Origin of the sequence: Streptomyces sp. NPDC016469 (assembly GCF_040632905.1) — a bacterium.
Taxonomy (GTDB): Bacteria; Actinomycetota; Actinomycetes; order Streptomycetales; family Streptomycetaceae; genus Streptomyces.
The window spans coordinates 208,800-224,193 of the sequence record NZ_JBEYCQ010000001.1; the positions used below are offsets into that span (position 1 = coordinate 208,800).

General features: G+C 73.1%; 19 protein-coding genes. 12 read left to right on the forward strand and 7 right to left on the reverse strand.

Going from position 1 to position 15,394, the window contains the following annotated elements; translation table 11 throughout:
- Positions 1-5 precede the first annotated feature (5 nt).
- Genes ABZ565_RS00990 through ABZ565_RS01030 form a run of 9 tightly spaced genes read left to right on the forward strand, consistent with a single transcriptional unit; the run spans position 6 to position 5,522 of the window.
- Positions 6-716, forward strand: coding sequence for a GvpL/GvpF family gas vesicle protein (locus ABZ565_RS00990; protein WP_361018721.1), 711 nt, complete (start codon positions 6-8; stop codon positions 714-716).
- A 40-nt stretch (positions 717-756) separates the two neighbouring features.
- Entirely contained in the window at positions 757-1,014 is a 258-nt protein-coding gene (locus ABZ565_RS00995; protein WP_361018724.1) for a gas vesicle protein GvpG, read from the forward strand.
- 49 nt (positions 1,015-1,063) lie between these two features.
- Positions 1,064-1,696: a hypothetical protein gene (locus ABZ565_RS01000; RefSeq protein ID WP_361018727.1), complete on the forward strand. Its 633-nt coding sequence runs from the start codon at positions 1,064-1,066 to the stop codon at positions 1,694-1,696.
- On the forward strand, positions 1,689-3,008 hold the full coding sequence (locus tag ABZ565_RS01005; protein ID WP_361018730.1) for an SRPBCC family protein: 1,320 nt from the start codon (positions 1,689-1,691) through the stop codon (positions 3,006-3,008). Before ABZ565_RS01000 ends, ABZ565_RS01005 begins: the two co-directional genes overlap by 8 nt.
- A 53-nt stretch (positions 3,009-3,061) precedes the next feature.
- Positions 3,062-3,508: a gas vesicle protein gene (locus ABZ565_RS01010; RefSeq protein WP_361018733.1), complete on the forward strand. Its 447-nt coding sequence runs from the start codon at positions 3,062-3,064 to the stop codon at positions 3,506-3,508.
- A complete protein-coding gene (locus tag ABZ565_RS01015; protein ID WP_361018736.1) occupies positions 3,505-4,353 on the forward strand; it encodes a GvpL/GvpF family gas vesicle protein in 849 nt (282 codons plus the stop codon). Before ABZ565_RS01010 ends, ABZ565_RS01015 begins: the two co-directional genes overlap by 4 nt.
- Positions 4,350-4,562: a gas vesicle protein gene (locus ABZ565_RS01020; protein WP_361018739.1), complete on the forward strand. Its 213-nt coding sequence runs from the start codon at positions 4,350-4,352 to the stop codon at positions 4,560-4,562. The genes ABZ565_RS01015 and ABZ565_RS01020 overlap by 4 nt, the downstream gene beginning before the upstream one ends.
- Positions 4,563-4,618: 56 nt before the next feature.
- Positions 4,619-5,029 (forward strand): gas vesicle protein K, encoded by a 411-nt coding sequence (locus ABZ565_RS01025; protein WP_361019274.1) that lies wholly within the window; start codon positions 4,619-4,621, stop codon positions 5,027-5,029.
- Positions 5,030-5,078: 49 nt separating this feature from the next.
- Entirely contained in the window at positions 5,079-5,522 is a 444-nt protein-coding gene (locus ABZ565_RS01030) for a hypothetical protein (protein WP_361018742.1), read from the forward strand.
- Positions 5,523-5,594: 72 nt separating this feature from the next.
- Here ABZ565_RS01030 and ABZ565_RS01035 read toward each other — a convergent pair whose 3' ends face one another.
- The 7 genes from ABZ565_RS01035 to ABZ565_RS01065 form a co-directional block, all read right to left on the reverse strand.
- On the reverse strand, positions 5,595-6,494 hold the full coding sequence (locus ABZ565_RS01035) for an alpha/beta hydrolase (RefSeq protein ID WP_361018745.1): 900 nt from the start codon (positions 6,492-6,494) through the stop codon (positions 5,595-5,597).
- A complete protein-coding gene (locus tag ABZ565_RS01040; RefSeq protein ID WP_361018748.1) occupies positions 6,491-7,603 on the reverse strand; it encodes a branched-chain amino acid ABC transporter permease in 1,113 nt (370 codons plus the stop codon). The genes ABZ565_RS01035 and ABZ565_RS01040 overlap by 4 nt, the downstream gene beginning before the upstream one ends.
- Positions 7,600-8,487 (reverse strand): branched-chain amino acid ABC transporter permease, encoded by an 888-nt coding sequence (locus ABZ565_RS01045; RefSeq protein ID WP_361018751.1) that lies wholly within the window; start codon positions 8,485-8,487, stop codon positions 7,600-7,602. Before ABZ565_RS01045 ends, ABZ565_RS01040 begins: the two co-directional genes overlap by 4 nt.
- Positions 8,487-9,233, reverse strand: coding sequence for an ABC transporter ATP-binding protein (locus ABZ565_RS01050; RefSeq protein WP_361018754.1), 747 nt, complete (start codon positions 9,231-9,233; stop codon positions 8,487-8,489). The genes ABZ565_RS01045 and ABZ565_RS01050 overlap by 1 nt, the downstream gene beginning before the upstream one ends.
- The gene (locus tag ABZ565_RS01055) at positions 9,230-10,018 is read right to left on the reverse strand and encodes an ABC transporter ATP-binding protein (protein ID WP_361018757.1); all 789 of its coding nucleotides are present in this window, start codon (positions 10,016-10,018) and stop codon (positions 9,230-9,232) included. Before ABZ565_RS01055 ends, ABZ565_RS01050 begins: the two co-directional genes overlap by 4 nt.
- A 3-nt stretch (positions 10,019-10,021) precedes the next feature.
- The gene (locus ABZ565_RS01060; protein ID WP_361018759.1) at positions 10,022-11,269 is read right to left on the reverse strand and encodes a substrate-binding domain-containing protein; all 1,248 of its coding nucleotides are present in this window, start codon (positions 11,267-11,269) and stop codon (positions 10,022-10,024) included.
- A gap of 126 nt (positions 11,270-11,395) precedes the next feature.
- Positions 11,396-11,995, reverse strand: coding sequence for a TetR family transcriptional regulator (locus ABZ565_RS01065; RefSeq protein WP_361018761.1), 600 nt, complete (start codon positions 11,993-11,995; stop codon positions 11,396-11,398).
- A 176-nt stretch (positions 11,996-12,171) separates the two neighbouring features.
- Between ABZ565_RS01065 and ABZ565_RS01070 the strand changes: the two genes are divergently transcribed.
- From ABZ565_RS01070 to ABZ565_RS01080, 3 genes are all read left to right on the forward strand, one after another.
- Positions 12,172-13,503: a glycosyltransferase family 4 protein gene (locus ABZ565_RS01070; protein ID WP_361018764.1), complete on the forward strand. Its 1,332-nt coding sequence runs from the start codon at positions 12,172-12,174 to the stop codon at positions 13,501-13,503.
- A 67-nt stretch (positions 13,504-13,570) separates the two neighbouring features.
- Complete coding sequence (locus ABZ565_RS01075) at positions 13,571-14,323, forward strand: class I SAM-dependent methyltransferase (RefSeq protein ID WP_361018767.1); 753 nt, start codon at positions 13,571-13,573, stop codon at positions 14,321-14,323.
- Complete coding sequence (locus tag ABZ565_RS01080) at positions 14,320-15,393, forward strand: prenyltransferase/squalene oxidase repeat-containing protein (protein ID WP_361018769.1); 1,074 nt, start codon at positions 14,320-14,322, stop codon at positions 15,391-15,393. The genes ABZ565_RS01075 and ABZ565_RS01080 overlap by 4 nt, the downstream gene beginning before the upstream one ends.
- Position 15,394 lies beyond the last annotated feature (1 nt).

Below are 15,394 nucleotides of genomic sequence, written 5' to 3' on the forward strand. Positions count from 1 at the left end.
CAGCAGTGTCCACGTACATCTACGCCATTACCGGCGCCGGCCACCCGTTGCCGCTGGACGGCCTGCACGGGGTCGGTGAACCGGCCGCGGCCCTGCGGGTCGTGCGTACCGACCGCCTCGCGGCGGTGGTCAGCGACGCTCCTCCCGGGCTTCGCGCGAAGCGGCGGGACGTCATGGCCCACCAGGGCGTCCTGGAGGCCCTGATGGAGAAGGGCGCGACCCTGCCCATGCGCTTCGGCCTGGTGGGGCCGAGTGACGAGGAGGTCACCGCGGCCCTCGAGCGCGAGGCCGACGCCTACGAGCAGCGCCTCGCGGAACTGGACGGGCAGGTGGAGTACAACCTGAAGGCCGGCCGGGACGAGGACGACCTCCTGCGGGAGATCATGGCCGACTCCGAGGAGATCCGGCGCCTCAACGAGCGGGCCCGCGGCGGGGGCAGCCAGGAGGACCGGATCGCGCTGGGCGAGATGGTGGCCCGCGAGGTCAGTGCCCGCCACGCCAAGGAGGCCGAGGAGGTGACCGGCCGCCTGGCGGGCGCCGCCACCCGCACCTCGACCGCGGAGCCCGCCCCCCAGCACTTCCTGAACCTCTCCTTCCTCGTGCACCGGGAGCAGACGGACGCCTTCGTGGCAGCGGTCCGGCGGGAGGCGGAGGAGCGGGGCGACGCTTACGCGTACACCCTGACCGGGCCGCTTCCGCCGTACAGCTTCGTCTGACGCCGAGGCCGTCCGGCCCAGTGAGCGGAGGTGATCCGGCATGGGACTCATCACCCAGTTGCTGACCCTGCCGCTGGCTCCCGTCCGGGGGACGGCGTGGGTCCTCGACCAGGTCGTCCACGCCGCCGAGGAGGAGTACTACAACCCCGAAACGGTGCGCGCCCAACTCGCTCAGCTGGAACAGGAGCTGAACAGCGGACTCATCGGGGCCGAGGAGTTCGACCGGCGCGAGGACGAACTGCTCGACAGGCTCGACGAGATCGAGGCGTACCGGAACAGCGCACGGCACGCGCCGTGACCAGCGACCAGACCACACACGACCGGGGGAGACCCGAGGTGTATTCCACATGACGAAGAACGCCAAGATAGGCGCGGCCCTGGTGGGGGGATACCTGCTGGGGCGTACCAAGAAGGCCAAACTCGCCGTCGGATTCGGCATGTTCCTCGTCGGTAAGAAGTTCGACCTCGACCCGAGGCGCATCGGCAGGATGCTGGCCGAGTCGCCGGCCCTGGGCCCGCTCAACGACCAGGTCCGCAAGGAGCTGGTGGACGCCACGAGGACGGCGGCCACCAAGGCCGTCACCCAGCGGGCCGGCAGCCTGGCCGAATCGCTGCAGCGGCGCACCCAGTCCCTGGGGGCGGGCCCCGCCGCCGAGGACGACGAGCCGGTAGAGGACACCGACGACACCGAGGACACCGACGACACCGAGGACCGCGCGGCGTCCGACGACGACACCGAAACGGACCGGGACGAGGAGCCGAAGCGAGGCTCCGCCCGGAGGACCGCGGCCTCGTCGGGCAGCAAGAAGGCCGCGTCGAAGAGCCGGTCCACGTCGAGCGGCAGCCGCTCCGGGAGTACGGGCAAGGCCGCCGCCCCCGCCCGCAAGCGCACCGCCGGAGCCGGCAAGGCCGCGGCGTCCGGCACCCGCAAGGCCGCGGCGTCCGGCGCTCGCAAGGCCCGGGGAGGCGGCAATGGCTGATTCCGCGCTCAAGGGCATCAAGGACGACGTCGTGAAGAGCCCTGCCGCCGAACGGCTCAAGGAAGAATTGCAGAACTACCTCCGGGCCCGCGCCGAGCACACGGTGACCCAGCTCGGGAGCCGGCTCGGGGAATCGGTGTCCAAACTCGCGGAGCCGGGCGGCGGGAGCGGCGCCCTCAAGGGCCTCGCCAAGGGCGGACAGGCCCTCAAGGACGGCAAGTCACCGGCCCAGGCGGCGATCGGCGTGGGTGCCTCCCACCTCAAGGACAAGGTGAAGGACAAGGTCAAGGGATTGTTCGGCAAGGGGCGCAAGTCCGGTGGCGGGAAGTCCAAGAGCGTCACGATCGTCGAGGACATCGATGTCGGTGTGCCCGTCCGCGAGGCGTACGACCAGTGGACCCAGTTCCAGGAGTTCAGCACGTTCGCCAAGGGCGTCGTGAGCGTGGAGAAGGCCGACGACACCACCAGCAACTGGAAGGTGAAGGTCGCCAAGTCCACCCGCAGCTGGAAGGCGAACGTCACCGAACAGGTGCCGGACGAGCGCATCACCTGGACCACCGAGGGCGCCAAGGGCACCGTCAAGGGCGTGGTCACCTTCCACGCGATCACCGACGACCTCACCCGCGTCCTGCTGGTCCTCGAATACTTCCCCAAGGGCCTGTTCGAGAAGACCGGCAACATCTGGCGCGCCCAGGGCCGCCGTGCCCGGCTCGACCTGAAGCTGTACCGCAAGTTCATCATGATGCGCGGTGAGGCGACCGACGGCTGGCGCGGCGAGATCCGCGACGGCGAGGTCGTCGTCGGCCACGACGAGGCGCTTGAGGAAGAAGAGGCGCGGAACGACCAGGACCCCGAGGCCGGGACCGAGGACGAGGCCGAGGACGAGGACGTTCGCGACGAAGCGGCCGAGGACGATCCGTCCGGTGAAGAGGCCGACGGCGGCGAGGAAGAGCCGCCGGACGACGAACTCGCCGATGAGGGCGAGGACGAGGACGTCGACGCGGAGCCGGAGGACGAGTTCGAGGAGCCGGAGGACGAGGCCGGTCCGGAGGACGAGGAGCCCGAGGGCGAGTTCGAGGAGCCGGAGGACGACGCCGAACCGGCGGACGAGCCCGTGGACGAGAACGAGCCCGTGGACGAGAACGAGCCCGTGGACGAGAACGAGCCCGTGGACGAGGAGGAGCCCGAGTACGAGGACTCCGCCGAAGAGCAGGACGAGGAGCAGGACGAGGAGCAGGAGGAGGAGCCGGAGGCCGAGGAGCCCCGGCCGGCCCGTCGCTCCCGCCGCCGGACGGCCGCCGGCCGCCGCTGACCCCGGGTGGCGCCCGTCCGCGTACCGACACCCCATGAAAGGCGTGAGAGACCGTGTCCGATTCACTCGCCGGCCGGCTGCCGGCCCCACCGAGGGGGAGCTCCCCGGCGTACGGGCAGCAGGGCTCGTCGGCCAACCTCGCCGACATCCTGGAAAGGGTGCTGGACAAGGGCGTCGTCATCGCCGGTGACATCCAGATCAACCTGCTCGACATCGAGCTGCTGACCATCAAGCTCCGGCTGCTCGTCGCCTCGGTCGACAAGGCCAAGGAGATGGGTATCGACTGGTGGGAGCACGATCCCTCGCTCTCCTCGCGAGCCCGTCCCGGCGGCCGGAACGCGGCGCCCCCCGAGGGCGGCGCCCTGGCCGAGGAGAACGAGCGGCTGCGGGCCGAGCTGGCCCGGTTGCGGTCGGCGGCCGGTCTCCCCGAGGGGGCCGGGCTTCCCGAGCAGGACGCCCAGGGGCAGGCGGCCCGGGCCGGGACGGAGGAGGAGCGATGAGCACCCGGACGGACACGTCCGGCGGCCTGCCGGAGCCCGGCGGCGAGGAGCTGACCTATGTCTACGCCGTCGGGCGGGAGGGCCCCGGGCTCCACGGCCTGGCCTCCCGCCTGGCGGGCGTGGACGGCCGCCCCCTGCACCCGGTGACCGCGGGTGAGTTGTGCGCGCTCGTCTCCCGGGTGCCGGCGGACGCCTTCGGCGAACACGGCCTGGCCGCACAGCTGGAGGATCTGGCACGGCTCGAAGCGCTCGCCCGGTCCCACCACGCCGTGGTGGACGCCGTGTTCGCCGAGACGTCGGTGCTGCCGATGCGCCTGGCCACGGTCTATCTGGACGACGCCCGGGTCGCCGCCATGCTGGTCCGGCGCCGCGGTGAGTTCGAGGAACTGCTGGGCCGGCTGTACGGTCACGTCGAACTGGGCATGAAGGTCTACGCCGATCCCCGGACGGCCGCCGCTCCGGCCCCGGCCGCCGCGGCGTCCACCGGAGCGGGAGCGGGGCGGGCCTACCTGCAGCAGCGCCGGGCGACGATGCGCAGGGACCAGGACGCCTACCGGGCGGCGTCCGACCTGGTCGGCCGGGCCGCGCAGCTGACGGAGGGCGTGGTCGCCTCGCGCGTGGTCCACCGCCCGCAGCAGGGGCAGCTCGCCTCCCACCCCGGCGTGAACGTGGCCAACGAGGCGTACCTCGTACCCCGGGCACAGACCGAGGAACTGCGCCGGGCGCTCACGGCCCTGGCCGACGGCGTTCCCGGAGTCTCGGTCGAGGTGACGGGGCCCTGGGCGCCCTACTCGTTCGCCACCGCGCCGCCCGCGGAGGACGCGGACGGCGGTGAGGGGCCGTGAGCGCGGACCTCGTCGGGGACGTCCTCGGCCCGTCCGAGCGCCGGGAGGGCCCGCCGGTCGCGCTGATCGACCTGCTGGACCGCCTCCTGAACGGCGGCGCGGTGCTCACCGGTGACCTCGTCCTGTCCATCGCCGACGTGGACCTCGTCCACATCAACCTGCGAGCGGTGATCCGGTCGATCACCGGCGAGGAGCCGGCGCCGTGGTGAGCTCCCGGGCCCCCTCGGGCCTCGCACCGCACCACCCGCACGAGGAGGCAGACGGCATGACCCAGCGCGACGGCGAACGCGGCGCGCCCGCCACGCCCGCCGAGGCGGTCGAAGCCGTGGCGCAGGCGGCGGCCCGGTCGTTCGGGCTCAGATCCGCGCAACCGGACGACCGTCCCGCTCCGGCCGGTGCCCGCAAGCTGGAGACCGATCCGGACACCGTCGAGCGGGACCTCATGAAGCTGGTGCTCACCATCGTCGAGCTGCTCCGCCAGCTCATGGAGCGCACCGCCCTCCACCGTGTGGACCAGGGCGATCTGACCGAGCATCAGGAGGAGCGTGTCGGTATGACGCTGATGATCCTGCACGAGCGCATGACCGAACTGTGCGACCGGTACGACCTGACGATGGACGATCTCAATCTCGACCTGGGGCCGCTCGGCTCCCTGCTGCCGCAGAGCGGCGCATGAGTGAGCCGCACCCAGGTTTTGTCGCGACACCCGAGGCAAGGAGGACGCCATGACCGCTGAAAAGGAAACCAAGAATTCCACGGCAAGCAAGGGGCGGACCACTGCGGCCCGCAAGACGACCGGTGCGGCGAGAAGGACGGCCGGCGCCCGGGGAGAGCAGGCGAAGTCCACGGCCGCCAAGACGAAGACCGCGGCGGCGAACGCCAAGGACTCGGCCGAGGAGAGCGTGAGCGAGGCCGGGGGGTTCACGCAGCGCGCCGGTCAGGCCGCCGTCTCCGGTCTCCAGAGCGGCCGGCAGGTGGTGACGGCCAACGTGGCCAGGGTCGGCAGCGCGGCCACCTCCGCCTGGACCGTCATCAAGCTCAGGAAGGCGATAGCCGCCGGCGCCGCCGTGAGCGTGGTGAGCATCGTCGGCGTGGCCTTCGCGACCGGACGCGCGACCGCCAAGCCGCGCACGGGCCCGCTGACCCGGCTGGCGAACGGCAGGATCTGATTCCGCCGGCCCGCGGCCCGCATCAGGGGCCGGCCCCGTGGTACCGCCACGGGGCCGGCCCCTGAAACCGTGTCAGCCGCCCTCACGCGCGAGGGCCACCAGCCGGTCCGCGATCTCCCGGCCGCCCCGGTCGCCCGTCAGGACCGTGTAGTGGTTCACGTCCTTCACCGCGACCGGCTCCACCCGGGTCCCGTCCAGTCCGGCGGCGGCGAGCCGGCCCTCGTCGTACAGGCCCTGCTCCTCGTCCATCAGACCGCGCGCGGCCCACAGCAGCGTCGCGTCGACGGGCAGCTTCCGCACCGCCGACAGGACCTCCTCGTCGAACAGGCCGACCCCGTCCGTGCGGATCGCCTCGATCCGGCAGGACGACCGCAGGGCCGGCTCCTCGCCCGTCAGGTCGCGCTGGATGTACGCGTCCACCTCGTCCGACCACGCCCCGGCGAACGCCGGATGCGCCTGCCAGAACGCCCGGTACGCGGCCCGGTCAGGGAAGGTCATCGACAGCCGGTCCATCGCCGGGCCGATCACCGCCGTCATCAGCTCGTCGGGCGTCAGGTGGGCCGGGGCGGGGAAGCCGACGCCGCCGTCGACCAGGAGCAGCGGCCCGAAGCGGTCCGGGTGGCGCACCGCCGCCAGGGCCGCCACGAACGCGCCCATCGAGTGGCCCGCCAGCACCACCCGGTCCGGACCCAGGAACTCGGCCAGGGCGGCGATGTCGTCGGTGTGCGCGGCGATCCCGTACGGGCCCGGCAGGTGCGCACTCCCGGCCCGGCCGCGCAGATCCGGGGCGACCAGCGTCACCCGGCCCGCCAGCAGCCGGGCCACCGCCGCCCAGGACAGGGCGTTGGAGGTGATCCCGTGCAGCGCCACCACCACCGGCGCCTCCGGGCCGGTGGCCGGCCAGCGCAGGACCGCCAGGCTGCCCCCGCGCACGGGGACTTCGATCTCTTCGTACTCCGTGAGCGGGCTCAACTGGCTCCGGTCTCCTTACGGTTCGAGGCGGCTCGCAGCCGGGACGGCAGACGGGCCAGGCCGCCGGGCAGCAGATGTACCACGGCCACGAACAGCACACCCAGCAGGAACAGCGGCTGCGACAGCGGTACGCGCAGGACCGCCGGCAGGTCCGCGACCGCGCCCGACCCGGCCAGATCGCCGAGCCGGTGGTCGGCCCAGGTGTAGAGGACGCCGCCGACCATCGGGCCCCACCGGGTGCCCGAGCCGCCGAGCACCACCATCACCAGGAGCGACAGCGTGAAGTCGGAGGTGGTCGTCTGCGGGGTCGAGCCGCCCGTCAGGAGCAGGTGCACGATCCCGCCGAGCGCGGCGAGGGCGCCCGCGACCACGAAGGCCGTCAGCTTGAACCCGTACGGCTTCAGGCCCAGGACCTCCACCCGGCGCTCGTTCTCCTTGATGCCCTCCCAGACCCGGCCGGTGGGGGAGCGGACCGCCCAGTGGACGACGCCCAGGGTCAGGACCAGGTAGGCCAGCGCGATCCAGTACAGGTTCGCGGTGTTGTCGATGCCGACCAGCGAGGACGGCAGCAGGCCGGAGGGCGCCGCCCGGCCCTCCTCGCCGCCGGTGACCCCACCGGGGTCGCGGGACACCAGGATCGAGCCCGCCTGCGCGAAGGCCAGGGTCACCATGGAGAAGCCGATCCCGGTGACGCGCAGGCTCACCGACCCCAGGGCCAGGGCGAGCGCGATCCCGAAGAGCAGCCCGAGGACCGTGGCGAGCGCGAACGGCAGCCCCGCCTCAAGGAGGAACAGGTTGGTGGCGTAACTGCCCGCCGCGAAGTACAGGGCGTGGCCGAAGGAGAGCAGCCCGGTCCGCCCGAGCAGCAGGTCGTAGCCGGTGGCCAGGGCGCCGAACAACAGGCAGGTGGCCAGCAGTTGCAGGCTGCCCGCCGAGCCGAGCGGTCCGTCGAGCAGTCCCGGCACCGGCACCGCGCTGAACGGCGCGACGGCCAGGACGAGCAGGACGGCGGCGGGCCACCAGCGCAGCGGCCGGAAGCGCCCGGCGGGGGCCGGACCGGGGGCGGCGCGCCCGGCGGTGCGATCGGGTGTGTCGGTGGCGGTGCTCACGCGAGCCTCCCCGTCAGTCCGCGCGGCCGGATCAGCAGCAGCACGGCGAGCAGGACCACGACCGCCAGGTCGCCGAGCCCCGCTGCGGTGTAGTAGTTGGCGAACTGCTGGACCAGGCCGATGACCACCGACGCCACGGCGGCGCCCGTCACCGAGCCCATGCCGCCGGTGACCACGACGACGAACGCGAAGATCAGCAACGAGGTGCCCTGGCGCGGGTCGACCGAGCCGAAGTACAGCCCGCCGAGCGCCCCGCCCAGCGCCGCCGCGCAGCCGCCGATCGCGAAGACCAGCGTGAACGCCTTGCGGACGTCGACGCCGAGCGCGGTGACCATCGCCCGGTCCTCGACCCCCGCCCGGACGACCAGGCCGTGCCGGGTCCGCCCGAGGAACAGCCGCAGCGCCACCAGCACCACGACCGCCGCGCCCACCAGGACCAGCCGGTTGACCGGGACCCGCGCCCCCAGCAGCCCGAAGGTGCCGGACAGCGCCTCGGGCCCGGGGAAGGTGTGGGCGTCGGAGCCCCAGACGCCGGAGAGCAGCGCGGGCACCGCGAGCCCCACCCCGACCGTGGCGAGCACCTGCTCGCGCGGCCGGGTGTAGAGCGGGCGGACGACCGCGAGTTCGAGGAGCACGGCGGCCGCGGTGCCCACCGCCGTACCGAACAGGACCGCCAGGGCGAAGCCGGCGCCGCCGGGACCCGCCCCGGGCAGGTTCCCGGACGCCGCCCACCAGGTGCCGTACGCGCCGATGGACAGCAGCGCCCCGTGCGCGAAGTTGAGCACGTCCATCAGGCCGAAGATCAGCGAGAGTCCGGACGCGACGAGGAAGTAGAGGGCCCCCAGACCGAGTCCGGTCATGGTGAGCAGGACGAGGGTGGACATCAGGAATCCGCCTTCACGGAAGGGTGTGCGGCGACCGGGCCGTGGCCCACACCGAGCAGCGTGCGGGCCGCCTCCGCGTCGCCCAGCAGTTCGGCGGCCGGGCCTCGGTGTGCGGTGCGGCCGTCGGCGAGGACCACGCAGTGCCCGGCCAGCCGGCGCACCACGGCGAGGTTCTGCTCCACGAGGAGCACCGGCACCGCCTCGGCGGCCCGTTCCAGCACCTGGGCCACCTCGGTGACGACCTTCGGCGCCAGGCCCTTGGTCGGTTCGTCCGCGATGATCAGCCGGTTGGCGTTGAGCAGGGTGCGCCCGATGGCGACCATCTGCTGCTGGCCGCCCGACAGCGTCCCGGCCAACTGCCGCGCCCGCTGCTTGAGTTCCGGGAACAGCTCGTGGACCAGGCCGTACGCCGGCTCGCCCGCGCCGCGCCGCTCGGCGAGGCGCAGGTTCTCCGCGACGGTCAGCCCGGCGAAGACGCCCCGGTCCTCGGGGGAGTAGCCGATGCCGCGCCGGACCAGGGCGTGCGTGGGCAGGCCCACGGTCTCCTCGCCGTCGAGCCGGACGCTCCCGGCGCGCGGGACGAGCCCGAGGACGCCCCGGACCGTGGTGGTCTTCCCGGCACCGTTGCGGCCGAGGAGCGCGGTGACGCCGTGCGCGGTGACGTCGAGGTCGACGCCGTGCAGGATGTGCCGGCCGCCGATCAGGACCCGCAGATCCCGCACGTCCAGGAGGGGTTGCTCCGTCACAGGCCCTCCCCGAGGTACGCCTGCTGCACGACCGGGTCGGCGGTGACCGCCTCCGGGGTGCCCAGGGCGAGCAGCCGGCCGTGGTGCATCACGGCGAGCCGGTCCGCGAGGCCGAGCAGGACGTCCATGTGGTGTTCGACCATGAGGACCGTGCGCCCCTCCTCGCGGTGCAGGGTGCGGATGAGCTCGGTCAGGGCGGGGACCTCCTCGGCGCTCACCCCGGCCATCGGCTCGTCGAGCAGCATCAGCCGGGGTTCGCCCACCAGCAGCACGGCGAGCTCCAGCTTCCGCTTCTCGCCGTGCGACAGCTCGCCCGCCGTGGCCCGCGCCCGGTGGCCGAGCCCGGTGCGCTCCAGGACACCGGCGACTTCGGCGGTGTACGGGTCGGCGCGCCGCCACAGCCGGTACGAGCCGCCCCGGGCGGCCTGCGCGGCCAGCCGCACGTGGTCGGCGACGGTCATCGCGGGCCACAGGCTCGACGTCTGGAAGGTCCGGCCGGCACCGCGCCTGGCCCGGACGTGCGCGGGCCGGTCCGTCATCTCGGCGCCGTCCAGCTCGATCCGGCCGGCGGTCGGCAGGCTGAGCCCGCTGATCAGGTTGAACAGGGAGGTCTTGCCCGCCCCGTTGGGCCCGATGAAGGCCAGGAACTCGCCCTCGCGGACGCTCAGGGAGACGTCCTCGACGATGGTGGCGCCGCCGACGCTCCAGCCGAGGCCGTCCAGCCGGAGCACGGGCCCTTCCCGGTCCGCCGGGCTCGCCTGCCCGAGGGTGTGGGGTGCGGTCACGGTTCAGCCCGCCGCGGGCTTCACGGGCGGCGCGACGGCGTCCAGCTGCTCGGTGTCCAGCAGCTTCGGCTCGGCGGTCTTGCCCTTGCCGTCCAGCTTGGCCACGAACATCGGCTGGAGCAACGCGTGGTCCTCGCCGCGCACCCGGGTCGGTCCCTTGACGCCGTCGAAGCTCCAGTCCTCCAGGGCCTTCACCATCGCGGCGGTGTCGCCGGCGCCGCCCTTCTCGACGGCGTGCACGATCATCTGGGCGGCCGTGAAGCCGTCCGGCGTGAACAGGTCGGGCTTGCCGCCGGCCTTCTCCACCGCGTCCAGCATCGCCTTCTCCACGGCGTTGTTCCCGCCCGCGCCCGGGAAGTAGTGCGCCAGGAACGACACCTTGGACCCGGCAGCCCCGAAGACCGGGTACGAGGCGGTGCCGGCCAGGCCGGTGACGACCTTGCTCGCGCCCAGCACGCCCTGCTGGTCCAGCGCTGTCCACAGCGCCGGGGCGGTGGAGCCGGCCCAGGCGACGAAGACCAGGTCGGGGCCGCCCGCCTTGACCTGCCGGGCGAAGGGAGTCAGGTCCGTCGCGCTGGGCGGCGCCAGCACCGAGCCGACCTTCGCGCCCTTCCCGCCGAGGACAGCCTTCACGGCGGCCACGTTGGCCTGGCCGAAGGTGGAGTCCTGGGCGAGCACGGTGACCTTCTTGCCCTTGGCGTCGCCGAGCATCGTGCCCGCCGTCAGGATGTCCTGGTAGGACTGGCGGCCGGAGCGGAAGGTGTAGTCGTTGATCCCGGTCACCGCGTCGGTGGCGGCCGGCCCGCTGACGTACAGCACCTTGTTCTGCGCGGCGAGCGGGGCCATCTGGAGCGCGACGCCCGAATCGGTGGTGCCGGCCAGCACCTTGTAGCCCTTGCCGATGAGGTTCTTCGCGGCGGAGACGGCCTTGCCCGGGTCGCCCGCGTCGTCCTGCTCGGTGACCTCGATGCGGTGTCCGGCGACCTTGCGGGTGCCCTTGGTGGCGTAGTCGAGACCGGCCATGAAGCCGTCGCGGTACTGCTTGCCGTAGTCGGCGAGGAGCCCGGTCCTGGAGTACACCAGGCCGATCTTGACGGCCGCGTCGTCGGCGGTCTTCGCGGAGTCGGACCCGCCCGCCTTCCCGGCGGCGGTGCAGCCCGTCAGCAGCAGGCCCGCTGCGGCCAGGACGGCGACGGTTCGGATGTCACTGAGGGATCTGCGGGCTCTGCTGGCGGTGCGGCTGCGGGGCATGGTGACCGGCTCCTCGGCGTGTTCCTGTGATGTCGCCGAACCGTATGGACACCGCGCCGCCGTCGACATGGTGCAGGGCACCCCACCTCACCTCCGAGGCGTGTGGGCGCGGCACATGGCAAGGAGTCAGGGGCCCGCCGGGCCGACCAGGCGGCACACCGTCTCGATGTCCGTGCGCACCTGCGCGGTCGACGCCCGGCCGGAGAGCCAGGTGATCAGCGCGGAGTGCCAGGTGTGCTCGATCACCCGCACGGCGGAGAGCTGTCCCGGCGTCGGGTGGCCGGTGCCCATCGCGTCCAGGATGATCGCCGTCGTGAGCCGTGAGACGGCGTCGACCTCGCTGCTCGCGCCCCGGTCCGCGAAGGTCAGCGCGCGCACCATGGCGTCCGCCAGCTGCGGTTCGCGCCGCATCGCCAGGAAGGCCCGCAGCAGCGTTCCGGCGACCCGGGCCGCCGCGTCGTCCCCGGCCGGGGGGTGCTCGCCGAGGGCGGTGCGCAGGTGCTGGAGCCGGTCGTGCAGGGTGGCGACGAGGAGGTGGATCTTGGACGGGAAGTACCGGTACAGGGTGCCGAGGGCGACCTCGGCGGTCTCCGCCACCTCGCGCATCTGGACGGCCTCGAAACCGCCCCGGCCGGCCAGCTCCGCGGTGGCCCGCAGGATGCGGCGGCGACGGGCCTCCTGGCGTTCCGTCAGGGGCGGCGATGCCGGTGTGGCTTCCGCTGTCATGTGTCCCGTCCCGTGGCCAGGGTCTGTGCCGTGGCGTGAATCACCTGATCCGGCCGTTGCGCCGAAGCTACCTGCCGGTAGATTCGTAGCTCATTGAACTACCCAGTCTGAAACTTGTTCTAGATTAGCGCCAGCGGTTACGCTCCGGCGAACACGCAGTGAGAAGGGGGCCGAGTGTGACCGCTGAGGCCGTTGAGTCGGGCCCCCGTACGGGCGTCGCCGCACCGGGCACGGGCCCCGGCGACGGACCCCTGCGCATCGCGCTCCTCACGTACAAGGGCAACCCCTTCTGCGGCGGCCAGGGCGTCTACGTACGGCACCTCGCCCGGGAGCTGGCCCGCCTCGGCCACCGCGTCGAAGTCATCGGCGCCCAGCCCTACCCGGTCCTCGACGAGGGCGTCCCGCTCACCGAGCTGCCCAGCCTCGACCTGTACCGGCAGCCCGACCCGTTCCGCACCCCGAAGCGCGGCGAGTACCGGGACTGGATCGACGCGGCCGAGGTCGCCACCATGTGGACCGGCGGCTTCCCCGAACCGCTCACCTTCAGCCTGCGGGCCCGGCGCCACCTCGCCGCCCGGCGCGGCGAGTTCGACGTCGTCCACGACAACCAGACCCTCGGCTACGGGCTCCTCGCCGACCTCGGCGCGCCCCTGGTCACCACGATCCACCACCCCATCACCGTCGACCGGCAGCTCGACCTCGACGCCGCGACGAGCCGGCGCCGCCGGGCCTCCGTGCGCCGCTGGTACGGATTCACCCGCATGCAGAAGCGGGTCGCGCGCCGGCTGCCGTCCGTGCTCACCGTCTCCGGCTCCTCCAAGCAGGAGATCGTGGACCACCTCGGGGTGGACCCGCGCCGCATCCGGGTCGTCCACATCGGCGCCGACACCGATCTGTGGTCGCCCGACCCCTCGGTCCCCGAGGTCCCGGGCCGCATCGTCACCACGTCGAGCGCCGACGTCCCGCTCAAGGGCCTCGTCCACCTCGTGGAGGCGCTGGCCAAGCTCCGTACCGGCAACCCCGCCGCCCATCTCGTCGTCGTCGGCAAGCGCGCCGAGGACGGGCCGGTCGCCCGGGCCATCGAGCGGCACGGCCTCGCGGACGCCGTCGAGTTCGTCAAGGGCATCAGCGACACCGAGCTGGTCGACCTGGTGCGCGGCGCGCAGATCGCCTGCGTCCCCTCGCTGTACGAGGGGTTCTCGCTGCCCGCCGCCGAGGCCATGGCCACCGGCACCCCGCTCGTCGCGACGACCGGCGGCGCGATCCCGGAGGTCGCGGGAGCCGACGGGGAGACCTGCCTCGCCGTCCCGCCCGGTGACCCGGGAGCCCTCGCCGACGCGCTCGGCCGGCTGCTCGGCGACGCGCAGCTGCGCGCCCGGCTCGGGGCGGCCGGCCGCGAGCGGGTGCTCGCCCGGTTCACCTGGAAGCAGGCCGCGATCGGCACCGCCGAGCTCTACCGGCAGGCGATCGCCGCCCGCGCCGCCACCGGCCCCGGCGGCCGGCGGTGACCCCGGACCGTCCGCCGGGCCACTGACCCCGTTCCCCTTCCGACTCCGACCGCGAAAGCAGGCACCCGTGCTGACCGTGGACTTCACCCGCTTCCCGCTCGCCGCCGGCGACCGCGTGCTCGACCTGGGGTGCGGCGCCGGACGCCACGCCTTCGAGTGCTACCGGCGCGGCGCCCAGGTGGTGGCCCTCGACCGGAACGGCGAGGAGATCCGCGAGGTCGCCAAGTGGTTCGCCGCGATGAAGGAGGCGGGGGAGGCCCCGGAGGGCGCCACCGCCACCGCGATGGAGGGTGACGCGCTCAACCTGCCCTTCCCCGACGAGTCCTTCGACGTCGTGATCATCTCCGAGGTCATGGAGCACATCCCCGACGACAAGGGCGTGCTCGCCGAGATGGTCCGGGTGCTGCGGCCCGGCGGCCGGATCGCCGTCACCGTCCCGCGCTACGGCCCCGAGAAGGTCTGCTGGGCCCTCTCCGACGCGTACCACGAGGTCGAGGGCGGCCACATCCGCATCTACAAGGCCGACGAGCTGCTGGGCAAGATGCGCGGTGCCGGCCTCAAGCCGTACGGCACCCACCACGCGCACGCCCTGCACTCGCCGTACTGGTGGCTGAAGTGCGCGTTCGGCGTCGACAACGACAAGGCGCTGCCGGTGCAGGCGTACCACAAGCTGCTGGTCTGGGACATCATGAAGAAGCCCGCCCTGACCCGGGTCGCCGAGCAGCTGCTCAACCCGGTCGTCGGCAAGAGCTTCGTGGCCTACGCGACCAAGCCGCACCTGCCCGTCGCCGCCGCCGCAGTCGCAGAGGCCGAGGCGTGAGTCTTCCCGAGCGGACCGAACACCTCGTCCTGCCCGGAGTCCTCACCGCCGCGCAGGCAACCGAGACCGTCGCCGCGCTGCGCGCCGTGCAGCGCCCGGACGGCGCCATCCCGTGGTTCCGCGGCCACCACCTCGACCCGTGGGACCACACGGAAGCCGCCATGGCCCTGGACGCGGCCGGCGAGCACACCGCCGCGGAACGCGCCTACGAGTGGCTGGCCCGCCACCAGAACGGGGACGGCTCCTGGTACGCCGCCTACCACGACGGCGACGCCGGGCAGCCGACCGACCGGAGCCTGGAGACCAACTTCTGCGCCTACGTGGCCGTCGGCGTCTGGCACCACTACCTCGCCACCGGCGACGACGCCTTCGTGGACCGCATGTGGCCCACGGTCTACGCGGCCGTCGAGTTCGTCCTGCGCCTCCAGCAGCCCGGCGGACAGATCGGCTGGAAGCAGGAGGCGGACGGCACGGCGGTGACGGACGCGCTGCTCACCGGCTCGTCCTCGATCCACCAGGCCCTGCGCTGCGCGCTCGCCATCGCCGAACGCCGCGAGGAGCCGCAGCCCGACTGGGAGCTGGCGACCGGGGCCCTGGGCCACGCGATCCGCAGCCACCCGGAGCGCTTCCTCGACAAGAGCCGGTACTCGATGGACTGGTACTACCCGGTCCTCGGCGGCGCCATCACCGGCGCGGCGGCCAAGGAGCGCATCGAGGAGGGCTGGGACCGCTTCGTCGTCCCCGGCCTCGGAGTGCGCTGCGTACTGCCGAACCCGTGGGTGACCGGCGGCGAGAGCTGCGAACTGGCCCTGGCGCTCTGGGTGATGGGCGAGTCCGACCGGGCGCTCGACATCCTCCAGTCCGTCCAGCACCTGCGGGCCGAGGGCGGCATGTACTGGACGGGTTACGTCTTCGAGGGGAACCGCGCCTTCTGGCCCGAGGAGCTCACCTCCTGGACGGCCGGTTCGCTGCTGCTGGCGGTGGCCGCCCTCGGAGGGGACGAGGCGACCACCGCCGTGTTCAGCGGGGACCGGCTGCCGAAGGGGCTTGAGCCGGACTGCTGCGGCTGAG

What these genes read in the sequence shown, in the direction of transcription:
- ABZ565_RS01065 (WP_361018761.1), bottom strand. Translation starts at nt 11,995, where the DNA reads ATGACAGCGGAAGCCACACCGGCATCGCCGCCCCTGACGGAACGCCAG.
- ABZ565_RS01000 (WP_361018727.1), top strand. Translation starts at nt 1,064, where the DNA reads ATGACGAAGAACGCCAAGATAGGCGCGGCCCTGGTGGGGGGATACCTG.
- ABZ565_RS01045 (WP_361018751.1), bottom strand. Translation starts at nt 8,487, where the DNA reads ATGTCCACCCTCGTCCTGCTCACCATGACCGGACTCGGTCTGGGGGCC.
- ABZ565_RS01015 (WP_361018736.1), top strand. Translation starts at nt 3,505, where the DNA reads ATGAGCACCCGGACGGACACGTCCGGCGGCCTGCCGGAGCCCGGCGGC.
- ABZ565_RS01030 (WP_361018742.1), top strand. Translation starts at nt 5,079, where the DNA reads ATGACCGCTGAAAAGGAAACCAAGAATTCCACGGCAAGCAAGGGGCGG.
- ABZ565_RS01025 (WP_361019274.1), top strand. Translation starts at nt 4,619, where the DNA reads ATGACCCAGCGCGACGGCGAACGCGGCGCGCCCGCCACGCCCGCCGAG.
- ABZ565_RS01060 (WP_361018759.1), bottom strand. Translation starts at nt 11,269, where the DNA reads ATGCCCCGCAGCCGCACCGCCAGCAGAGCCCGCAGATCCCTCAGTGAC.
- ABZ565_RS00995 (WP_361018724.1), top strand. Translation starts at nt 757, where the DNA reads ATGGGACTCATCACCCAGTTGCTGACCCTGCCGCTGGCTCCCGTCCGG.
- ABZ565_RS01005 (WP_361018730.1), top strand. Translation starts at nt 1,689, where the DNA reads ATGGCTGATTCCGCGCTCAAGGGCATCAAGGACGACGTCGTGAAGAGC.